Here is a 20,971-nt window from a genome sequence, read left to right on the forward strand (position 1 = left end):
CTGACATTTTACTAACTTCGCGCCATGCATTATGTTACGGTAGAAGGACTCACAAAAACTTTCGGCGCAGGGCCGCTTTTCAAGGACATTTCTTTCCATATTGAAGAAGGAGATAAGATCGCGCTGGTAGCGCTCAATGGCGCCGGTAAATCTACATTGCTCCGTATCCTTTGTGGACAGGAATCGCCTGATGCCGGTACCGTCTGGATCCACAAGGATGTAACGGTGGTAATGCTGGAGCAGCAATCTGCTTTTCAGGCGGAAAAATCAATCTCTGAACATATATTCTCCCAGTCCCATCCTGTACTGGCGGCTATCCGGGATTATGAAATGCTGACCGACGATGAAGAACAGGAGCCGGACATCGATAAGCTCACTAAGGCTATTGAACGTATGGATGAGCTGAACGCATGGCATTTCGATTCCAAAGTGAAGCAGATACTTGGGAAACTCAATATCCACCACCTGGATCAGAAAATGGGTAACCTTTCGGGGGGACAGCTGAAACGTGTGGCACTTGCCAAAGTGTTGATTGATATAGGGTTTGAACACCGCCACACCCTCCTGATCATGGACGAACCGACCAACCACCTGGATGTTGGTATGATCGAGTGGCTGGAAAATTATCTTGACCAGGAGAATGTGACGTTGTTACTGGTAACGCACGACCGTTACTTCCTGGACAGCGTCTGCAATGAGATCATGGAAATTGATCAGCAACAGCTGTTCATATATAAAGGAGATTACGAGAACTACCTCGAAAAGAAGGCCATCCGTGAAGAACAGGACAGGGCTAGTGTGGAAAAGGCCAGGAATGTATTCCGTAAAGAGCTGGAATGGATCAGGAAACAACCCAAGGCCCGTACCACAAAATCCAAATCACGTATTGATGCTTTTGAAGATGTAAAGGAAAGAGCCAGTGTGCGGCTGGAAAAACAGCAGCTGGAACTGAACGTCAAGATGACCCGTCTGGGCGGGAAGATCATTGAGCTGAAGAAAGTATATAAATCCTTCGGCGACCTGAAGATCCTGAAAGGGTTCGATTACACCTTCAAAAAGGGAGAACGGGTAGGTATAGTAGGAAAGAACGGGGTGGGTAAATCTACCTTCGTAAATATGCTGCTTGGGCTGGAGCAACCCGATTCCGGAAAGATCAATACTGGCGAAACGGTCGTGTTTGGTAACTATGACCAGCGGGGACTGATCGTAAAAGAAGACATGCGGGTAATAGAGTTCGTTAAGAACATTGCCGAAAACTTCCCCCTGGCAGATGGTACAAAGGTTAGCGCAGCACAGTTCCTTCAGTTATTCCTTTTTACGCCTGAGAAACAGTACACCTACATTTCAAAGCTGAGCGGAGGTGAAAAAAGAAGGTTACACCTGTTGAGCATCCTGTTCCGTAATCCGAACTTCCTGGTGCTGGATGAGCCTACGAATGACCTTGATCTGCCGACCTTAAGCATCCTGGAGGAGTTCCTGATGTCTTATCAGGGTTGTATCATCATTGTTAGCCACGACAGGTATTTTATGGATAAGCTGGTAGATCACCTGTTTGTATTTGAAGGTGATGGAGAGATACGTGATTTCCCGGGCAACTATACACAATACAGGGACTGGGAAAAGGAACGCTCTGAAAAAGACAAGGAAGAGGCGCGTGCTGAAAATAAAATTCCTGAAAAGCCGGTAGCGGTGGCAGCCACGGTAACGGAGGCCAAAAAAATGTCTTTTAAGGAAAAACGCGAGCTGGAGCTGCTGGAGAAAGATATAGCGGCTCTGGAGGCGGAAAAGAAAGAGATAGATGCGAAAATGAATGCGGGAGACCTGCCGTATGAGCAACTGGAACCATTATCCCACCGTATCGGAGAGATTATCCGGTTGCTGGACGAAAAAGGTATGCGCTGGCTGGAGCTCAGTGAGATGAGTTAACTGATTAATAATAAAATGGTAAAAGGGACGTCGATACCGGCGTCCCTTTTACCATTTTATTACTTTTCCTGCTTATCGCGTATCTCGGATGCCTTCAGGTAAACTTTTTTACCCTTGTCGTCTACGAAGTACTTTCTGTCATTTTTGTCGATATACACCGTTTCTCCATTCGGACCTTCCTTGCCTTTATAGGTCTTATCAGTGATCTTCATGGCCCCTTTCACGGCGACAGAAGCAGTTTTGTTGGCGGTTTTATTAGCCACTGCGGCTGTTTTCTTACCTATTTTTTTTGCTGTACTGTCTATGCCCTGGGCTATACCCTGCTGACCAAAGAATAGCGCTGATGCTGTAATAGTGACGGCCAATAGCCCTTTACGCAGTGTTATTGAGTTCATAGCATTAATTTAAGTTGTGTAAAGAATGTGAATCTTATTATTCAATTTTGATGCCAGCAACATCTTCCATATTTTTAGAGGCCACCATATATGATATAGTATAATTTAAAAGGTAATAGTTGGAGGAGATCTGGTATACCGACCTTTCGGATCAGGAGCTTTGGAGCAGGCTGATAAATGGGGATGAGGGCGCTTTGGCCTTCATTTATGATACATGGTTCCCGTCTTTATATAAATATGGGATGAAATTACATGCAGACAGCAGCCGGGTAAAGGACTGCATACATGACCTCTTTGCCACACTATGGCATAGCCGGGCCAATCTCTCCGTTACGGACAATATCAGGTTTTACCTGTTCGCCAGTCTCAAAAGAAATATTGCAAAACACATCCGGAAAGAAGGAATATTCAGCCTGTTTGGTAGTATGGGCCCTGATAATCATTCCCATATGCCTTCTCATGAGCAGAAAATGATAGATGACCAGGCCAACGATGAGCGCAAACGGAAACTGAGCAGGGTGATCGAAAAACTGCCCCGGCGCCAGAAAGAGATCCTCTACCTGCGATATTACGAAGGACTTTCCACACAGGAAACCGCCGATATTATGTCACTAAGCGTTAACTCCACATATGTATTATTATCAAAAGCACTTAATTATCTCAGGAATCATAGTGGAGAATTGATGCTTTTGATAATGTATTGGGGGCATCAGCACAACAGTTTCTAAATATTTTATAGAATTTTTGAAAAAAGATCGAAAAAGACGCTAAGATTTTTCGATTCTCTTGCTTTACTATTTAAAGCTTAGCTGAGTAGCGCCCGATTATGGATTACAAAGATTACACAGTAAGGGATTTTTTGCATGATGAGTTGTTCCGTAAATGGATCGAAAATCCGGACCACGGCACTAAGCTTTTCTGGGAAACCTGGATGCGTGAAAACCCTGATCAACGTAATACCGTGGAGCAGGCCCGTGATGTACTGTTGCTGATAGGAACAGATGAGTATACACCTACTGCAGAAGATCAGGCAGAAGTCTGGAGCAGGATTGCCTATACCATGCGGGAAGCTCCCCGAAAGACGCCTGTTTTTACAATGTGGCGCTATGCCGCAGTTTTCCTGGGTCTACTTACTGCCGCCGCAGCCGGTTGGGTTTTCCTGCATCAGGGAAAAGCTGTTGAAACCACCTATGTCACAGCTTATGGTGAAACTAAGAGAATAGTATTGCCGGATAGCTCAATGGTGAGACTGAACGCTAACTCTACGCTCAGGTGCCGCATAGACAGGAATGGCCGGCGTGAAATATGGCTTGATGGAGAAGGGTTTTTCTCCGTTGTGCATGATAGTCACAATACGCCTTTCCTGGTGCATACTTCAGATGTAGACGTCCAGGTAATAGGTACCGAATTTAACGTAAACACAAGAAGGGTGATGACGCGTGTGGTATTAAATAATGGAGCTGTACAGTTAAAACTGAATGGCGATGGGCAGGAAGATATTAAAATGAAGCCGGGTGAAATGGTGAGTTATTCTACTACCACCCATCAGATGTCCCGCAGGAATGTAAACCCTGCCGACTACAATGCATGGCTTGACAACATGTTGGTTTTTAATGAAACGCCTATCGCGGAAGTCGCCACAATATTACAGGAGAATCTGGGAATTAAATTGAATATAGAAGATCAGGAATTACAGAAAGAGTTATTTACAGGTAGCATACCAATGTCGGATGTAGAAATATTTTTCAAAACTTTGTCTCGTTCCTTACATGTGGTTATCGAAAAAAAGGACAATAACAGTTATAGCATCAGGAGAAAGAAAACCTAGTCTAGTTTAGTTTATAAAAATCAACCAACCTTAATCTATTGCTTATGCCTGGAAATTACTTTAGGTGTATGGGGAGTCGTGCTGCCCTTTTTTTACTATTGCCTGCCATGGGCTATGCAGGGGATAGGAACCATAATAGTCAACAGCAACAGCTGTTTTCGTCGACCAGTACTTCTCAGCACGACGCCGGACGGCTATCGCTGAAAGAGGTCCTTGTTTCATTAGAGACCAGGTATAAAGTAAGAATTAACTACATCGGTCAGAATATCGGTAGCATTCAGACAGAAGCGCCTGCAGCGAAAGCAACATCGGAAAAATTCATACAGTACCTGAACCGCTTTCTGAAGCCACTGAAGCTGGAAGCGGAAGAGGCAGGGGCAAACGTGTATATTATATACAAACAGGAAGCACCGGCTCCTGCGCCAAAGCCTGTAGCGCCGGTCGAAAAAAAAGAAGCGGAGGAACAGCAAAAGCCGGTAACAGTTACCATTAAGGGAACCGTTACAGATGACGCAGGTGTGGCGCTGCCAGGTGTAACGGTTGTTGTGAAGGGAACTTCCAATGGTGTACATACAAGCAATGATGGTAAGTATGAACTGAAAAATGTTCCTGAAGACGCTCATATACTTTTCAGCTTCATCGGGTTTAAGTCACAGGAGATCGTGTTGAGAGGACAGACAGTGCTCAACATCCGCCTGAAGACAGATGTACAGGCAGTAAAAGATGTGGTGGTAACGGGTTACTATGAGATTAAAAAGGAAAGCTTTACAGGTATTGCCACTGTATTGACAGCTGATGATGTGAAAAGAGTGAATCCTCAGAATGTGCTCAGCAGTCTGCAGGCCTATGACCCTTCCTTTAAACTTGTAGAAAATAATATCCTGGGATCTAATCCTAACAGGATACCGAATATTAATGTAAGAGGTACAACGGCGCTTCCCAGTGCCGATGTTTCCAAGTTAACCAGGAACAGTATGCTGACAGGTGTGACGAATCAGCCTACTTTTATATTAGATGGTTATGAAGTGAATGTACAAACCATCTTTGACCTTGATCCCAACAGGATCGCTTCCCTTACCTTGTTAAAAGATGCTGCCGCGACTGCTATCTACGGTTCCAGGGCAGCGAATGGTGTTGTGGTGATACGTACCAAGACGCCAAAGGAAGGGAAGCTCACAGTAAACTATGGTTATGAGATGACCGTGAATGCGCCTGATCTTTCTGACTATCATGTATTGAATGCCGCAGACAAACTGGAATATGAGCGCCTGGCAAAATTGTATGTGTCTGATGAAGTAAGCACCCCTCTTGATCTGGAAATGCAGTACTATCAAAAAAAGAAGAATGTACTGAGCGGGGTGAACACTTACTGGTTATCTCAGCCGCTGCAGGTAGATCTGGGACATAAGCATTCCCTGTATCTTGAAGGAGGAACCCCGGTTGTAAAATATGGTATTGATGTACGATATCAGACCAACAACGGCGTGATGAAAGGCTCTTACAGAAAGCGTTACGGACTGGCCGCTTCCTTGTCTTATAATGTACAGAATAAGATACAGTTCAGGAACCAGATCTCCATATCGCAGGTAGATGGAAGGGAGTCTCCTTACCGGGAGTTCTCAAACTATGTAAGAATGAATCCCTACTATCCGATGACGGATTCCACAGGCCGGCTGATGCGTGAAATAGATAAATGGAGTTACCGCACAGGAGCTGCGGCTTCACCAAAGACCGACCCTGTATTGAACCCGCTGTATGAAGCTACTACGGGAAGCGTTGAGAAATCTGAATATGTGGAATTCATGGACGCTTTTTCCGGTGAGTGGACCATTAATCCTGCATTGAGATTAAGAGGACAGATCAGTCTTACGAAAAGAAGATCTACGGCCGATAAGTTTGTATCGCCTCTGAGTAACGAATACTATACTGTGACCGGCGATGGACTGAAGGATCGCGGTAAATACACCTTTTCCGATGAAGATTTCTGGCAGGCAGATGGAAGTCTGACGCTAAGCTACTCAAAGCAGATCCGTCAAAGCTTCCTCAACTTTTCACTGGCTACCAATATTCAAAACAGGTCTAATGACAGGAAAACATTCGTGGCACAGGGTTTTTCCAATGACAGGTTTTCCCAGATAGGATTTGCACGCCGTTATGAAATAGATGGCTCTCCCGATGGCGAATTTGCCCAGGACAGGCTGGTAGGTTCTTTCCTTTATGCCAACTATTCCTATAAGAACAAATTTCTGATGGATGGTACTATTCGCCTGGATGGTTCTTCCAAGTTCGGTACTGATTCAAGGATGGCCAGCTTCTGGTCTTACGGTATCGGGTATAATGTTCATAATGAAAAGTTTATTAACCGCAATGTGATCTCCCAGCTTACATTAAGGGCCACTACCGGTATAACCGGCGACGTATCTTTCCCGTCCTATTTATCCAATACCACTTACCAGTATTACAGCAATGACTGGTATTCTACAGGCGTGGGTGCCATATTCAAGGCATATGGCAACTCAGCACTGAAATGGCAGCGTACAAAGAACTATGATGCCAGCGTTGAACTCGACCTGTTCAACGGAAGGATTTATGTTAATCCACGTTACTACTATAAATTAACCAAAGACCTGCTGGCGGATATCATTGTACCTCCGTCTGCCGGTTTTACTGAATACAAAGCCAACCTGGGTGAAATGATCAACAGGGGCTTCGAGTTAACTATTCGCAGCACTGTACTGAGAGGAAAGGACTGGTCTTTCAACATGTTTGCTAACCTGGTAACGAATAAGAATAAGATCACCAAGATCTCCAACGCGCTGAAAAGTTACAACGATAAGGTGGATGATAAACAGGAGTCTGATGCTAACCTGAATTCTGTTCCATTACTGCGCTTTAAAGAAGGCGAATCCCTCAACACTATTTATGCTGTAAGATCACTGGGAATTGATCCCGAAAATGGTAAAGAGATCTTCGTTAAAAAAGACGGCACTTATACACATACCTATAGTGTGAAAGACCAGGTGCCCGTAGGAGATATGACAACGAAGGTAGAAGGCACGTTCGGTGCCGGTATGTACTATAGGAACTGGATAGCAGAAGTAAGGTTCTATGGCAAAGGAGGCGGGGACCTTTATAATCAGACCCTGGTAGACCGTGTGGAGAATGCCGATCCCCGTTACAATGTTGACCAGCGTGTACTGGATTCCCGCTGGAAGAACCCGGGCGATCACGCATTGTATAAAGACATAGCAGATCACGGTTCTACCCGTACATCTTCCCGTTTTGTGCAACGTGACAATGTAATAGAACTGAGATCAGTCTATCTCGCTTACAATGTTCCCTCGTCAGTGGCCAGACGTTATAAAATGAACAATCTGCGTTGCGCACTGAACCTGAATGATGTGTGGCGAACCTCCACCATACAGGCAGAAAGAGGTATTGATTATCCGTTTGCGAGAACATTCACCTTCTCATTATCCACTCAGTTCTAAAAAGAAACAAGATGAAGAAATATTACTTACTCATAATACTGGTGGCGGGCCTTGTTTCGTGTAAGAAATGGCTGGATGTAACACCACAATCTGAAATAGCACAGGGCGTGCTGTTCAGCTCACAGGCGGGTTTCGAAGAGGCGTTGAATGGTGTATACAGCCGTTGTGCGAGAGAAGATAGTTATGGCAAAGAGATCACCTGTGGTTTCCTCGATGTGCTGGCACAGAACTATGTTATCACAAGCAAGGATCCGCAAGGCTATAAGCAGACATCAATTTACAATTATGATGATGACCTTTTTATCAACAGGAGGGACGATGCATGGAAAGCGTTGTATGCGGCAATTGCCAACAGCAATCTGATATTGTCGCATATAGACGCGAAAAAGAGTGTTTTCACAGGCAGGGAATACGAACTGATAAAGGGCGAGGCGCTGGCATTGCGCGCCTATCTTCATTTTGACCTGCTGCGCTTATTTGGTCCTTCTTATGTAAGTGATCCAAGTGCACTGGCTATTCCCTACGTAACAGACTTTACCAATAAGATAACACCGATGTCGACCGTAAAGGGTGTGCTGGATACCGCCATTCTTGACCTGATGGCGGCTAAAGAGTTATTGAAAGTGTCTGATCCTATTCTGGACGCAGGGTATAAGGTAGGGTATCCGGTAAAAGATTCCAGCACGGAAGAAAACGGCCCGCTGTTCCTGCAGAATCGCCGTCATCGGATGAACTACTATGCTGTGTGCGGAGAGCTGGCCCGCATATATCTGTACAAAGGAGATAAGGCAAACGCACTCGCCAATGCACTGGAAGTGATCAACTCGAATAAATTCCCATGGACACGTCAGAATGATTTTCTTAATCCCAATGATGAAAAGAAAGACCGCATCCTGTACAGGGAACTGGTATTTGGATGGTATATTCCAAATGCGTCCGGTGCAATAAATGGGCGTTTCCGCGACGGAGAGAATGCTTTGTTTATTACGTCCGTAGAAGGACAGAATATTTATGAAACAGGCAGTGTTGGTGGTGAGGATTTTCGTTATAAGCAATGGTTCAGTGAACAGAGCGGGGGATTGGGTATCCGTATGCAGCTGGAGAAATATTACAGGGACGGCGACGCCAATATTCATTACCAGATGGCGCCTGCACTGCGTTTAAGCGAGATATACTACATCGCTGCAGAATGCACTTTTGATACCGACCCGGTAAAGGCGTGGGGATACTTTAACACTGTTAGGTTCTACAGGGGCATTGGTACCGCTATCACCAACCAGCCGTCTAAGGATGTGTTCATGACGGAACTGGTGAAAGAATGCCGGAAAGAATTTTATGGAGAAGGACAGATCTTCTATATGTATAAACGTTTGAACAGACCGGTTACCGGACTGGCGGGCGCCAGTTATGCCGCTACGAACAGGATGTTTGTACTGCCACTGCCAGACGACGAAATCCAATTTGGTAACAGATAATAAAACCTACGGCCAGATGAAAAAATATATTCTATTCGGTGTTCTTTGCTGTATGGTATGTCTTGCCTGCAAGAAAGAAGCAACGCCTTTATTCAATACTACAGAGAATGTCTATTTTGATTTTATACCCGATGAGGATGACGACAAAACAGATAGCCTTCTTTATTCTTTTGCTTATTTCCCCGACAAAGGAGAAGATACGGTATTTATCCCGGTGAGGATATCAGGTTTTCGTGTGAAGAAGGAACGGACCTTCATAGTAAAAACTGTAGATAGCAGTACAACTGCAATTGCAAATGTTCATTATGTTCCTTTAAAGGATAAATATATAATGGCCGCAGACTCGGGCATATGTATGGTGCCCCTGATCCTGCTGAATAAGGATACCCTGCTGAAAACAAAAACGCTGACCATCGGGCTTACGCTACAGCCAACGGAAGATCTGGGAGTAGCTTTCACCTTGCAGAATAAAGGCATTGTGAAGTTCTCCAACCGATTAGAGAAGCCAAGCTGGTGGAATGCCTGGGCGAGTGAACTGGGTGAATACTCCAGGGTAAAGCACGAATTGTTTATCAGGGTATCGGGTACTACTGAACTCGGTACTAATTTCCAGGATTTCAATATAATACCTAAAGCATTATATCATACAAGGCGATTCAAATCTTTCTTGCTGGATCCGTTTAAATGGGTGCAGCAATATCCGGAAGAAGGATATGTGATTACGATGGAAGCAGATGGATATTATTACTTCTACAGTAGTAAGAATCCCGATATCAAATACCGCCTGGAAAAGAATCCTGATGATGGCCGGTATTATTTCAAGGATGAAAATGGTAACCGGGTCTAAGTTAAATCCTATACAATGAAAAGAACATATCTATATATACTGATAGCCTTGCTGGCTCCCTTTCTTTCGGCATGCTTCAAAGACAAAGGGAATTATGATTATATAAAACTGGGAGAACCTGTTGTTTCCGGTCTGGACACATTATACACTGTGTTTACCGGAGATAGCCTGATCATATCTCCTAAAATAGTGTTGCCCGAGGGAAGGACTGATCTGACCTGTTACTGGAAAATAGATATTCCCGAAGAAGCACGTTCTGACGACTATCAGGGACCAGCACTAAAAATAGTTTACGGCCTTGGAGCCAAAAGGTACAGTGCTTTGTTGATCGTGAGAGATAACGGGACTGGTATGCAGTATTATTACAAATTTGTCGTTAGCGGTAAAACTGCATTTACTACGGGAACACTTGTATTGACGGACGACGGCGGTCAGGCAAAATTATCTTTCATTAAACCGGACGGTAAAGTACAGGCTGATCTTTATTCCTCAATTAACGGAGAGAACATTGGAACAAATCCCTTGCAGATCATTCCATTAAGGAATACCAGTTATATGAATGTAAATTCCGCCTACTGGATTGTTTGTGGCGATGCTACGCATCCTGCAGTGGAAATTAACAGTGATGACCTGAAACGAATGAAGTACCTGAAAGAGAACTTTTACGATCCTCCCGGCGAACTTCTTCCGAGTTATTTCCAGCGCCTGCTTAACGGAACTACCACTGCGGTGATGAATGACAGACTTTATGTAGGTACCACCGAGACAGCACCATTTGGTACTTATTATGGCTACTTCAGTAATCCTGTACCGGGCAATTACAACCTGGCCCCTGACCTGATCTATGCCTATACAAATGACGGTGCATATTATCTCGGATTTGATAAGGTAAAAAAATGTTTCCTGCGCTTTGACCCGACCACCTTTTTCGGAACAGAATACATCCAGGAAGATTCACTCTTCAACCCAAAGAACCTGAAGATGGATCTGCTGGAGATGGAGAAGATCACAGAAAATGACATGTATGCATTTTGTGACAGCAGCGGACAGACTTATGAGTTGAAGTTCGGTCTGGATTTTCTGAAAGGGAATTCGCGTTTCAAAACGAACTATAAACGCAAATTTAAAGGCGATAGTCTGCTCACTGCTCAAACCAAATGGCAATCGTCTCCGGTAGGTACGTTCTACTTCACTTCGAACGACAAGATCTACCGTTATAATCCAATTAACCAGGAGTTGAAACAGCTGGAAGCCAATTTCGGCGGAAAGCAGGTAACAATGATAAAGATACAGGAAGACGGCAATAAGCTGATTGCAGGTACGGAAAGCAGCGTTTATACACTTGATATCAGCACCGGAAAATATGGTAATATACTCAGTCAGGTAGATGGCCTGCCGGGAAAAGTAATTGATGTCTTCGTCAGACAATAACACTTTTTATCCTATCCTATTAAACCTACTTAACCAACCATTAACCCTACAACCAAAAGCCCCGCGATGCTTTTCGCGGGGCTTTGTTATTCCGGTGCTGCCGGTTGTGATTATTTACAAACGCCTTTTACGAGAGGAGCGTCTTCAAACTTCAGCTTGCTTGGATCTTTGTCAAACACAGGAACACCCTGGCTATCAAAAGAAGATGGAATCGCTTCAAATACCTGCTTGTTGTCCACTTTAAATATTACAGGCCTTTTGCTGATAGTGCCCTCACTCATAAAGTTGTATTCAGCCTTAATGATATTGTCAGCAATGGAGCCTTTGATAAGGCCAACATTTTCGTCCTTTTCGAACAGGTGATACTCCAGTCGTCCGTAAATTGTATCCTTCTTAATTTCAAACTCAAGATAGGTTGTATCCTTTCCGGAAATCTTCGTGTAACAAGGGCGGTCTGCTGTCTCTGCCGGCGCTGTGACAGTTGCGGTACTGGTGTCCTGCACTGCTGTTTCAGATGTATTGCTGGCCGGTGGCTGACAACTGAACATCGTTAATAAGGCTGCAGCTACAAAATATGGTTTCATGTAACAAGTTTTGCCTTATAGAACGAATAGTGTGCCAGTAAGTTACTTTCCCCAGAAATTATCTTCCTGTGCAATGTCTGACGAATAAATCCTGGCCTTTACGATCCGGCCACCTGTCACGGTATACACGTCGGTGTTATCCACATCGAGTTGCTGACCTCCCGGTTTCGTGGCGGTCCAGCGAATGAGGCAAGCTACGCTGTTGCCATTCGTGGTGATGGATCTGATCTCGGCCAGCCTGAGGGTATTGCCGGTTACTTCAAACATTCCGCCTACCATCTGGAAGACTTCAGTAACATTTTTCTTAACACCTGAGAAACGGTTATTGCCAGGTTGGTCCCATTCGATAGCGGTGTCCAGTAATGCAGCAAGTGTTTGGTTGTCGCCTTGTTGTACTGCGGTCAGAAATTGGGTAACTACTTGTTTAGCCTGATTTTCCATATTGTTTGTTTTTATGGGTGATTTGTTATTGCAAAACTATTTCCCGTACGCCGGGGCATTATTATCTTTATACGACAAACAATTACCATTTGACGACATGTTATGGAGAATAGCCGGAGACATTTTGTGTTGAGCCTGATAGCATATGCAGCCCTGCGTGATGTTCCGGCCACGCAGCTTTGCCGCTTGTCGGGAATAGACCTCGCTGCATTAAAGGCTGATGCGGGCTACGCAGTCAGCAATCAGCAGCTGGATATGTTATGGCGTGAGGCCAGCCAGCTGTCGGGCGATCCTTTATTCGGATTGCACTTCGGTGAGTCTTTACAATTGTCAGCGCTCGGCATAGTCGGGGATATTATCAGAACAAGTGATACTGTGGGGATGGCGGTGGAGAAGGCGGCGTCTTTGTCGCATCTGCTGACAGACTTGTTCAGAATAGCGGTGGAATCTTCCGGCAACGTTTTTATCATCCGCTTCCTTCCCCAGACGGGAAGGCCTGACACGTTTTCCTTTCGCCAGACTTTGGAGTTGTTCATGGTTTTTGTGGTGCATGAAATGGATGGTTTGTTATTGCGGAAAATAAAACCTGTAGCAGTACGCTTGCCATATCGCCTGGAAAATGCGGAAGAGTATACAAGAGTGTTCCGGTGTACAGCCGAAAAAAGCACTGCTGAATATGCGCTGATATTTGACCGTGAATACCAGCAGGAACCACTGCTGACGGCGAACTATGATATACAGCAAACTCTGTTGCGAAAGGTGAATGAAGGAATAACAGTAACGGGCGGAGAGCTGGGAGAGAAGATACGGCATTACCTGTTGACGAATGCTTATCTTGGAATACCTTCACTGAATGAGATTGCCGCCAATTTTAATGTTAGTCCCAGAACATTACAACGCAAGTTGAAAGACGAAGGGATCAGTTATCAGGATGTAGCTGATGAAGTCAGGAAATCGCTGGCTATTCATTATCTGGAGGAGGGTGGCTATCCCGTAAAGGAAATATCGTATATGCTGGGCTACAATGAGCTGAGTGCTTTTACAAGGGCATTTAAAAGATGGACGGGCAGGACACCGCTCAGTTTTCAGAAAAATTAGTACAACGTTCACAATGCAATAACTATGGAAGCTAACAAGCCTATCGGCTGGTACCTTAAAGAGGCCGATCAGCAAATCACATCTTATATGAATGATGTTTTTAAAGATCTTTCTATTACACGTTTTCACTGGATGGTGATACGTAACATAGCAGAGCGCGGACGCATCAATACCTGGCAGTTTTTCCAGGAGGTAAAGCACTTCGTTACCGTGCAGGAATATGGAGAGATCATACAATTATTCAAGGACCGGGGTTGGATAGTGATCGGTGCGGAAGACACCTGTACACTTACAGCGGCGGGAGAGGAGGCATATAGAGATCTTGCTGCATTGCAAAAGGAAAGGGCGGCACATATGATGCGTGGAATCAGTGATGAGGAGTATAAATTAACGCTCAGTGTACTGAACCGGATCATTGAGAATATCGTGCAGCAATAAGCAACTGGTTGGCGGTGTCAGTTCCAATGTAACTGTCGTTGCAGTTGAAGGCTGTTTACAGGTGTAACGGGAGCATAAAAGGAAAAACTGTTTTTGTGCTGTAAATGATTTATCGATACTTTTGTCTGGTCTTTAAATCGCGGTTATTATCAATAAAAATATATTAATATGGCAAAGTTACCCAAGTTTATGATTGCAGATGATCCTGTTACGGATCCTGACAATGAATATATCTTTCATACCGAGCAGCCACGTTTCTTCGCTAAAAGGGTAGAAGAAGATGAGGAAAAGGCTTATATTGATATTGTGGCAGAGTTTGATAATGTGGATGAGTTCTTCAAGAATGCTCCCGGTAAGAAAGAAGAACTGCTCGACCAGCTGGAAGAATGGTACTATTCCTATCTTGAGTGGCTGGAAGAAGATGAATATGATGATGAAGAGGAAGAATAACTGATCAGTTAAAATTTATTGAGAAAGTCAGCATATTGCTGGCTTTCTCTGTTTAAGACACAATAGATATGACCGAGCTTAACTTGTACCAGGTAGATGCATTCACAAATCATGTTTTTGGCGGTAATCCGGCCTGTGTTGTTCCCCTGGAAACCTGGTTGCCTGACAGGCAATTATTATTGCTTGCAAAAGAAAATGCGGTAGCTGAGACGGCCTTTTTCATTCCTGAAGGGGATGGCTTTGCCCTGCGCTGGTTCACCCCTGAAATAGAAATGGACCTTTGTGGACATGCTACCCTGGCAACAGCACATGTGATAAAAACATTCCTTGGCTATAAGAAGGACAAAATATCGTTTAGCTCTGCCAGCGGACCGCTTGAAGTGAGTTTTAAAGATGATCGCTACGTGCTGGATTTCCCTGCCCGGAAGCCGGTGGCGGTCTCTCTGCCGGATACCATCAGCAAGGCGCTGGACCGGCAACCCCTGGCTGTATTAAAGGCAAGGGACTATGTGCTGGTGTATGGTGCAGAAAGTGACATCCGGGATATCCGTATCAACAGGCAGGTCCTGGATCAGATCAACCTGGACCCCGGAGGTGTTATTATTACTGCACAAGGGAATGACTGTGATTTCGTTTCCCGCTTTTTTACACCTCAGGCTTCCATATTGGAAGACCCTGTAACCGGATCTGCTCATTGTTCATTGATCCCCTATTGGAGTGAACGTTTACAGAAAAAGGAATTAACTGCCATGCAGTTGTCTGAAAGGGTAGGAACGCTCTATTGTACAGATAATGGAGAACGTGTGCTGATAGCAGGCGATGCATGTACTTATTCTGTCGGGAAATGCTGGATATGACGTTTTAAGAAATAATATATTTTTAAAGGGGCTATTTTAAGCCCCTTTTTTACGCGATTACGGTTGCACTTCCCTGGTCCGGGAAATGCAGTCAGGGGAACATTTCTGAAAACCACATTAGGAGCCTTCCCAACAGTGTGTCCTCAATCAAGCCGTGCATACGCCTTAGCTCTGATGGTCATGCATATCATCCTTAAATCAATGATTTTTTACAATTCCTGCAACGCCGCCCCAGGTAGCTTTGTAAAAACAAAATCAATGAAAAGTTTACTATACCTGGCCGCAGCGATGTTATTATCACAGATAACCAATGCCCAGGTTACAGACAAAAAGGAGGTTAATATGCAGAACAAGGAAGTAATCAGGAAACTCTATGAGGAAGCAATGAACAAAAGAAATCTGGCCTTAATACCTGAACTGATATCTGCCGCTTATGACGGCCCTGATTTTAAACAGGTAGTTACGGGATTGACAAACGCTTTTCCCGACGCGCAGTGGAAGGTGAAAGATGTAGTTGCTGAAGGTAATAAGGTGGTAGTATTTCAGCAATTTCAGGGTACACACCGTGGTACATTCCAGCATATCCCGGCTACGGGAAGAAGAGTGGCGAGTAATGGTATAGTGGCATATGAGCTGAAGGATGGCAAGGTTATTCATAGTGAAACACTGACTGATAGATTAGGCTTTTTACAGGAACTGGGCGTACTACCCCGTGATATTAATGGCAATCCGGACAACATCGTTTTTATTGACAAATTCACAGTTCCCGCTACGGCTGTAAATGAGTTTCTTGAGCGGGTGAAGATCAACCGTGATCTTATTAAAACACTGCCTGGTTTCATTAAAGATGCTGCTTATTCTTATACTGATGCTGATGGTAAACTGGTTTTTGTGACAACGGCTGTATGGACCAATAAGGCTGTATTCGAGCAGGCCAGGGAGACGGTGCAGGCAGCATATAAGAAGGAGGGATTTGATATGCCGGAGATGTTAAAACGCCTGGGTATAACTATTGACAGAGGGGTGTATAAAGAGCTGTTGGGCCAATAAGGGGACGGAGGGGAGTAGTAGAGGTATATACAATATCAGGATGTTGTGCCGTACATGTTACTGCAATGATGTAGGCAGCAATATTTAGTCAATAAACTTAACTTTGCATCTTATCTTACAAAGCCCTGCATATGAAAATTGCTTTAGCTTCCCCTCCCTTTCCAACATCCATCAATGACGGATTATACTGGCTTGAAAAATTGGTAAAAGACGCAGCCGCAGCACAGGCAGAAATTATCTGTTTCCCTGAATCATATCTTCCAGGTTATCCGGGTATGGGATATGAAGCTGAGGATCGTACACAAGAGAAGTTACAGGCGGCATTGGATAAAGTGTGTGCCATTGCATCAGAAAATGAAATAGCTATTATTGTTCCAATGGACTGGCATCACGAGGGGAAATTATTGAATGTCGCCTTTGTAGTTGCCGCCAGTGGAGAAGTGTTAGGCTTCCAATCTAAAAATCAGTTAGATCCTACTGAGGATAATATATGGGAAGCAGGTACAGAGCGGCAACTCTTTGAGATCAATGGTGTGAAGTTTGGCATTACTATTTGCCATGAAGGATTCCGATATCCTGAATCTGTGAGGTGGTCGGCACAGCGGGAAGCCAGGATTGTATTTCTTCCTCACTTTGGAGGAAGTAATACGGAAGGTGTGCTGCCTAAAGAGTGGGGTAGCAAGGAGAATCCTTACTATGAAAAAGCGATCATGCTACGGGCAATGGAAAATACCATTTATATGGCTAGCTCGAATTATGCATCACGATATCCTGATGCTGCGTCTTCGGTCATAGCACCTGACGGAAGCTGCATCATACATGAGGCTTATGGCAGGACCGGAGTAATCGTAGCAGATATAGATCCTTCGAAAGCAACGGGATTATTAGCGAAGCGATTTAAGAATACACTTTACAATTGATTATAGCTTTTTCTCTACCCATTTCCTTGTTTCATCCACCAGTAATGACATCACATCCTTTTTACCTGCTTTAAATGAATGATCTGCGCCTTCAAGTTTAACCAGGGTTGCCTTTTTCAGAGAACCACACACGTCTTCAATTAGATCCCAGGTAGCCAGTGTATCTTTCGAGCCTTGTAGAAAGAGCATGGGTACTTTTATTTGCTTCAGATGATCGGCCCGTTCAATAGATGGTTTACCTGCCGGATGAAGCGGAAAGCCATAGAACACAATACCGTTGACCGGACTATCCGGATGGGCCGCCAGGTATTGTGAGCTCATTCTTCCTCCGAAAGATTTACCAGCAGCAAATAAGGGAAGTTTGGGTGCTAATTCACGCGCTTTATTAATAGCGGCCTCTATTGTTGCGTGCGCAACGGCAGGAGAATCAGGCCTGCCTTTTTTATTTTCAGCAAACGGAAAGTTAAATCTCAAGGTGGCGATGCCTGCTTTGGCAAGAGCGTCGGCCAGCGTTTCCATGAAGATATGATCCATACCTGCGCCTGCGCCATGCGCCAGGGTGAATATGCATTCAGGCTTAGCCGGAGCAATGTATTTGGCAGTAACTGTGCCTATAGCGGGAGATATCTCTAGTTTGAATGATTGCGTGCTCATGGTGAGTAAAGGTAAATTATATTGGGCTTATACAGCATGATCTTGGGTTCACATGGTATACTTGTCCGTAAGGCAACTTGAAGAGTTTTGGCTGGTTATAAAATATTATAATCAGCCAAAACTCGAAAAAACGACGACTTTGGGCTGAGTATAAAAGGGTTTTTTATGCTGGTAGGGCGTATTGAAGAGTAAAAGATACTCTCCGGAAGAATGGAATCCGGAGAGGCAGAATTAATTGCAGTGTATAGGAGCTTATGGTGTAAGGAAAAATGACTATTACCGGGATATCATACAAGGTGAAGTGGTGGCGGCAGATTTGTTTAAGTGATGAAGTGTGTAGTCGGCGGCGCCAGGGAATAGTATTTTGTTTTCGGGAGAATCATTTATTTGTAAGGATGGGTTAAAAACGAAAAAAGCCAGCATCGCTGCTGACTTTTCTTTGTAGCCCGGACAAGAATCGAACTTGTATCTAAAGTTTAGGAAACTTCTATTCTATCCATTGAACTACCGGGCCATAGGGTATAAACCCTAAAGTGGAGTGCAAAAGTAAACGTTTTTTACATATTTCGAGCACTTAGCTCAAAATTTGCCCGCTCACAGTGCTATTATAGATTTTCTCAATCTGTTGTTCGTATTTCTGGGTGATCACTTTCCGCTTTACTTTAAGGGTAGGGGAGAGCTCTCCATTGGCGATCGTCCATTCCCTTGGTAGCAGTTCAAACTTCTTGATCTGCTCTATGTGACTGAAATACTGGTTATATTTTTCAACTACCTGTTGGTAAAGTTGTTGAATATCAGTGTTTTGTAGCAGTTCCTCGTGAGAAGAGGTATGGAGTCCTTTTTTAGCTGCCCAGCTTTCCAGGTTAGTAAAAGAAGGGACAATCAGGGCGCCGGTGAACTTACGTCCCTCACCTACCACCATAATCTGCTCAATGAAGGGCGATTCCTTGAATTTATTCTCTATAGGCTGGGGAGCTACAAATTTGCCTCCCGAGGTCTTAAAGAGCTCCTTTTTACGGTCTGTGATCTTCAGGAACTTGTTGTTGACAAGTACGCCGATATCGCCGGTATGGAACCAGTCGTTTGTAATGGCGTCGGCAGTCAGATCAGGGCGTTTGTAATAGCCCAGTGTGATATTGGGGCCTTTGCAAAGGATCTCTCCATCTTCAGCTATCTTAACTTCCACATTGCTGATGAGCGGGCCTACTGTACCAAACATACGGTCTTTTACATCCACACGATTCACACTGATCACGGGTGATGTTTCGGTAAGTCCGTAGCCCTCCAGAATGGGAATGTTGGCAGCGGTGAATATTTTCAGCAATCTTACCTGGCAGGCGGCAGAGCCGACAACGACAGCGTCAATATTGCCTCCCAGGGCTTCCCGCCATTTCTTGAATACAAGTTTATTGGCGATGGACAACTGGAGATTATACCACCAGCCCATCGATTTATTGATCTCATATTTCTTACCCAGTTCAACTGACCAGAAAAACAGGGCACGTTTGATACCCTTTAATTCCAGCCCTTTGGCCATGATCTTTTCATATACTTTTTCGAGTAGTCGCGGTACGGTGGTAAAGATGCTTGGCTTGACCTCCCGCAGGTTGTCGGCGATGGTATCCATGCTTTCAGCATAGTAAATAGGCACTCCTGCAGTAAGGTATACGTAGGTTACCATGCGTTCGAAAACGTGATTGAGGGGTAGGAAACTAAGCGCCCTGGCCTCCTGGCTTACGGGCAGATAAGGGATACATGCCATCACATTGCTCATGATATTCCTGTGATTCAGCATTACTCCTTTAGGGGTACCCGTCGTACCTGAAGTATAGATGATGGTAGCCAGTTGTTCAGGATCTATTTTCTCCCTGATAGTTTTTATCCTTTCGATATCTTCTGGTTTTGCCATATCAGGGATTTCCATCCAATGGCGGCAACCTGCTATTTTGGTAAAAGAGAAGATCTCTTTCAGATGAGATAGTTTATGACGTATGGGGGCGATCTTATCAAATATATCCTGTCCGCTCACAAACAGGATAGAAGCGCCTGAATCGTTCAGGATGAACTCCGTTTCATGCTCACTGATGGTCGGGTATAATGGCGCCAGGACAGCGCCGGCTTGTTGGCAGGCAAGGTCTGTCAGCATCCATTCAGGACGGTTGGGAGATACTATCGCAATCTTGTCAGAGCCCTCGGGAGTTGTATCTCCCTTGCCTATGCCAAGTTGCAGCAGCCCTGCACTAAAACGCAGTGTAAGATCGGCTACCGCCTGTGTACTGTACTTTTTCCAGACATTGTTTTCTTTTCCTACCAGCATGTCTGACTTGGGATAATTCTTTAGCTGGTGCGCAATGACATCAAATAATCTGCGTGGCTGCTCCATATTGATCTGCTTACGTGAAGTACCTTGTTAAGGTAACGGAATTTATAAAGGTGGTGGAGTTTTATAAGCCTCTGCGTTGCTTTTCCTCCTGCAATTTTTCATATTCTTTTACTGCATCTCCCATCGGATCGCGATGCCAGGCATTAAAGTACTGGAATGCCAGCCCAAGTCCCCAGCCAATTCCAGGCCATACGGGCCATGGTGTGCCGCCATATCGATAGGCTCCTGTGGCTAGCCAGAGCGCCCAGAAAAAGGCGTTCATAACGAGGTAGATGATGAGCGAAGTTTTGAATCTCGCCCTAGACTGGGCGATTTTCCAGAGTCTTTCGTCGCGTTGAGAATTTGTTTCCATATGTATAAGATTTAAGCCCCGACTAAATGTAGCAATTTTTCCTGAATAGTACCAGTGGACGGAAGGGTGGCAATAAAAAAGAGGTAAAAACATTGTCCAGCCTGGAACTGCAATGTTATTTCAGCAGCACGACATAATTTTGGTTAACGACCTGATGGACAGACTGCATAACGCGATACAAAAATCATTTTCCCGGCATTCCACGAATCACATATAAACTTATTGGTTAAACTTCATTGCATATACTAAAGATTGTGTCTTAATGGTTATTTAATTGATGAAACCCAGAGCGTTTTGTCTAATAATGCACTCACCAGTCCCTGGTGACAAAAATACCTTTTGCAAACAGGG

Annotated in this window: 19 protein-coding genes and 1 tRNA gene; 13 read left to right on the forward strand and 7 right to left on the reverse strand. The window is 44.5% G+C overall.

Annotated elements, in window-relative coordinates; translation table 11 throughout:
- Nucleotides 1–24: 24 nt before the first annotated feature.
- Nucleotides 25–1,926 (forward strand): ABC-F family ATP-binding cassette domain-containing protein, encoded by a 1,902-nt coding sequence (locus MYF79_RS05500; protein ID WP_247812916.1) that lies wholly within the window; start codon nt 25–27, stop codon nt 1,924–1,926.
- A 59-nt stretch (nt 1,927–1,985) separates the two neighbouring features.
- Here the strand turns inward: MYF79_RS05500 and MYF79_RS05505 are convergent, their stop codons facing one another.
- Nucleotides 1,986–2,321: a hypothetical protein gene (locus tag MYF79_RS05505; protein ID WP_247812917.1), complete on the reverse strand. Its 336-nt coding sequence runs from the start codon at nt 2,319–2,321 to the stop codon at nt 1,986–1,988.
- A gap of 119 nt (nt 2,322–2,440) precedes the next feature.
- On the opposite strand from MYF79_RS05505, the gene MYF79_RS05510 reads away from it, so the two are divergent.
- The 6 genes from MYF79_RS05510 to MYF79_RS05535 all read left to right on the forward strand — a co-directional run bounded on the left by MYF79_RS05510 (nt 2,441) and on the right by MYF79_RS05535 (nt 11,393).
- Nucleotides 2,441–3,049, forward strand: a complete 609-nt coding sequence (locus tag MYF79_RS05510; protein ID WP_247812918.1) for an RNA polymerase sigma factor — start codon at nt 2,441–2,443, stop codon at nt 3,047–3,049.
- A gap of 98 nt (nt 3,050–3,147) precedes the next feature.
- Nucleotides 3,148–4,149, forward strand: coding sequence for a FecR family protein (locus MYF79_RS05515; protein ID WP_247812919.1), 1,002 nt, complete (start codon nt 3,148–3,150; stop codon nt 4,147–4,149).
- 68 nt (nt 4,150–4,217) lie between these two features.
- Complete coding sequence (locus tag MYF79_RS05520) at nt 4,218–7,640, forward strand: SusC/RagA family TonB-linked outer membrane protein (protein WP_247812920.1); 3,423 nt, start codon at nt 4,218–4,220, stop codon at nt 7,638–7,640.
- A gap of 11 nt (nt 7,641–7,651) precedes the next feature.
- Complete coding sequence (locus MYF79_RS05525) at nt 7,652–9,115, forward strand: RagB/SusD family nutrient uptake outer membrane protein (RefSeq protein ID WP_247812921.1); 1,464 nt, start codon at nt 7,652–7,654, stop codon at nt 9,113–9,115.
- A 16-nt stretch (nt 9,116–9,131) separates the two neighbouring features.
- Nucleotides 9,132–9,962, forward strand: coding sequence for a DUF4843 domain-containing protein (locus MYF79_RS05530; RefSeq protein ID WP_247812922.1), 831 nt, complete (start codon nt 9,132–9,134; stop codon nt 9,960–9,962).
- A gap of 15 nt (nt 9,963–9,977) precedes the next feature.
- Entirely contained in the window at nt 9,978–11,393 is a 1,416-nt protein-coding gene (locus MYF79_RS05535) for a PKD-like family lipoprotein (protein ID WP_247812923.1), read from the forward strand.
- Between the two features lie 110 nt (nt 11,394–11,503).
- On the opposite strand, the gene MYF79_RS05540 is transcribed toward MYF79_RS05535, so the two are convergent.
- Both MYF79_RS05540 and MYF79_RS05545 read right to left on the reverse strand, forming a co-directional pair.
- On the reverse strand, nt 11,504–11,977 hold the full coding sequence (locus MYF79_RS05540; RefSeq protein ID WP_247812924.1) for a hypothetical protein: 474 nt from the start codon (nt 11,975–11,977) through the stop codon (nt 11,504–11,506).
- Nucleotides 11,978–12,019: 42 nt separating this feature from the next.
- Complete coding sequence (locus MYF79_RS05545) at nt 12,020–12,418, reverse strand: nuclear transport factor 2 family protein (protein ID WP_247812925.1); 399 nt, start codon at nt 12,416–12,418, stop codon at nt 12,020–12,022.
- A 102-nt stretch (nt 12,419–12,520) separates the two neighbouring features.
- Here MYF79_RS05545 and MYF79_RS05550 point away from each other — a divergent pair, with 102 nt between their 5' ends.
- The 6 genes from MYF79_RS05550 to MYF79_RS05575 all read left to right on the forward strand — a co-directional run bounded on the left by MYF79_RS05550 (nt 12,521) and on the right by MYF79_RS05575 (nt 17,231).
- A complete protein-coding gene (locus MYF79_RS05550) occupies nt 12,521–13,516 on the forward strand; it encodes an AraC family transcriptional regulator (protein ID WP_247812926.1) in 996 nt (331 codons plus the stop codon).
- 24 nt (nt 13,517–13,540) lie between these two features.
- Nucleotides 13,541–13,954 (forward strand): MarR family winged helix-turn-helix transcriptional regulator, encoded by a 414-nt coding sequence (locus MYF79_RS05555; protein ID WP_247812927.1) that lies wholly within the window; start codon nt 13,541–13,543, stop codon nt 13,952–13,954.
- Nucleotides 13,955–14,122: 168 nt separating this feature from the next.
- Nucleotides 14,123–14,404, forward strand: a complete 282-nt coding sequence (locus MYF79_RS05560; RefSeq protein WP_247812928.1) for a hypothetical protein — start codon at nt 14,123–14,125, stop codon at nt 14,402–14,404.
- Nucleotides 14,405–14,472: 68 nt separating this feature from the next.
- Nucleotides 14,473–15,261, forward strand: coding sequence for a PhzF family phenazine biosynthesis protein (locus MYF79_RS05565; protein ID WP_247812929.1), 789 nt, complete (start codon nt 14,473–14,475; stop codon nt 15,259–15,261).
- A 258-nt stretch (nt 15,262–15,519) separates the two neighbouring features.
- Entirely contained in the window at nt 15,520–16,311 is a 792-nt protein-coding gene (locus MYF79_RS05570; protein WP_247812930.1) for an ester cyclase, read from the forward strand.
- A 131-nt stretch (nt 16,312–16,442) separates the two neighbouring features.
- A complete protein-coding gene (locus MYF79_RS05575) occupies nt 16,443–17,231 on the forward strand; it encodes a carbon-nitrogen hydrolase family protein (RefSeq protein ID WP_247812931.1) in 789 nt (262 codons plus the stop codon).
- Here the strand turns inward: MYF79_RS05575 and MYF79_RS05580 are convergent, their stop codons facing one another.
- The 4 genes from MYF79_RS05580 to MYF79_RS05595 form a co-directional block, all read right to left on the reverse strand.
- Nucleotides 17,232–17,885, reverse strand: a complete 654-nt coding sequence (locus MYF79_RS05580; protein ID WP_247812932.1) for an alpha/beta fold hydrolase — start codon at nt 17,883–17,885, stop codon at nt 17,232–17,234.
- A 442-nt stretch (nt 17,886–18,327) separates the two neighbouring features.
- Nucleotides 18,328–18,399, reverse strand: a tRNA-Arg gene (locus tag MYF79_RS05585).
- Nucleotides 18,400–18,459: 60 nt separating this feature from the next.
- Nucleotides 18,460–20,268 (reverse strand): AMP-dependent synthetase/ligase, encoded by a 1,809-nt coding sequence (locus MYF79_RS05590; protein WP_247812933.1) that lies wholly within the window; start codon nt 20,266–20,268, stop codon nt 18,460–18,462.
- A gap of 61 nt (nt 20,269–20,329) precedes the next feature.
- The gene (locus tag MYF79_RS05595) at nt 20,330–20,620 is read right to left on the reverse strand and encodes a 2TM domain-containing protein (protein WP_247812934.1); all 291 of its coding nucleotides are present in this window, start codon (nt 20,618–20,620) and stop codon (nt 20,330–20,332) included.
- Nucleotides 20,621–20,971 lie beyond the last annotated feature (351 nt).

Origin of the sequence: Chitinophaga filiformis, from assembly GCF_023100805.1 — a bacterium.
Lineage (GTDB): Bacteria > Bacteroidota > Bacteroidia > Chitinophagales > Chitinophagaceae > Chitinophaga > Chitinophaga filiformis_B.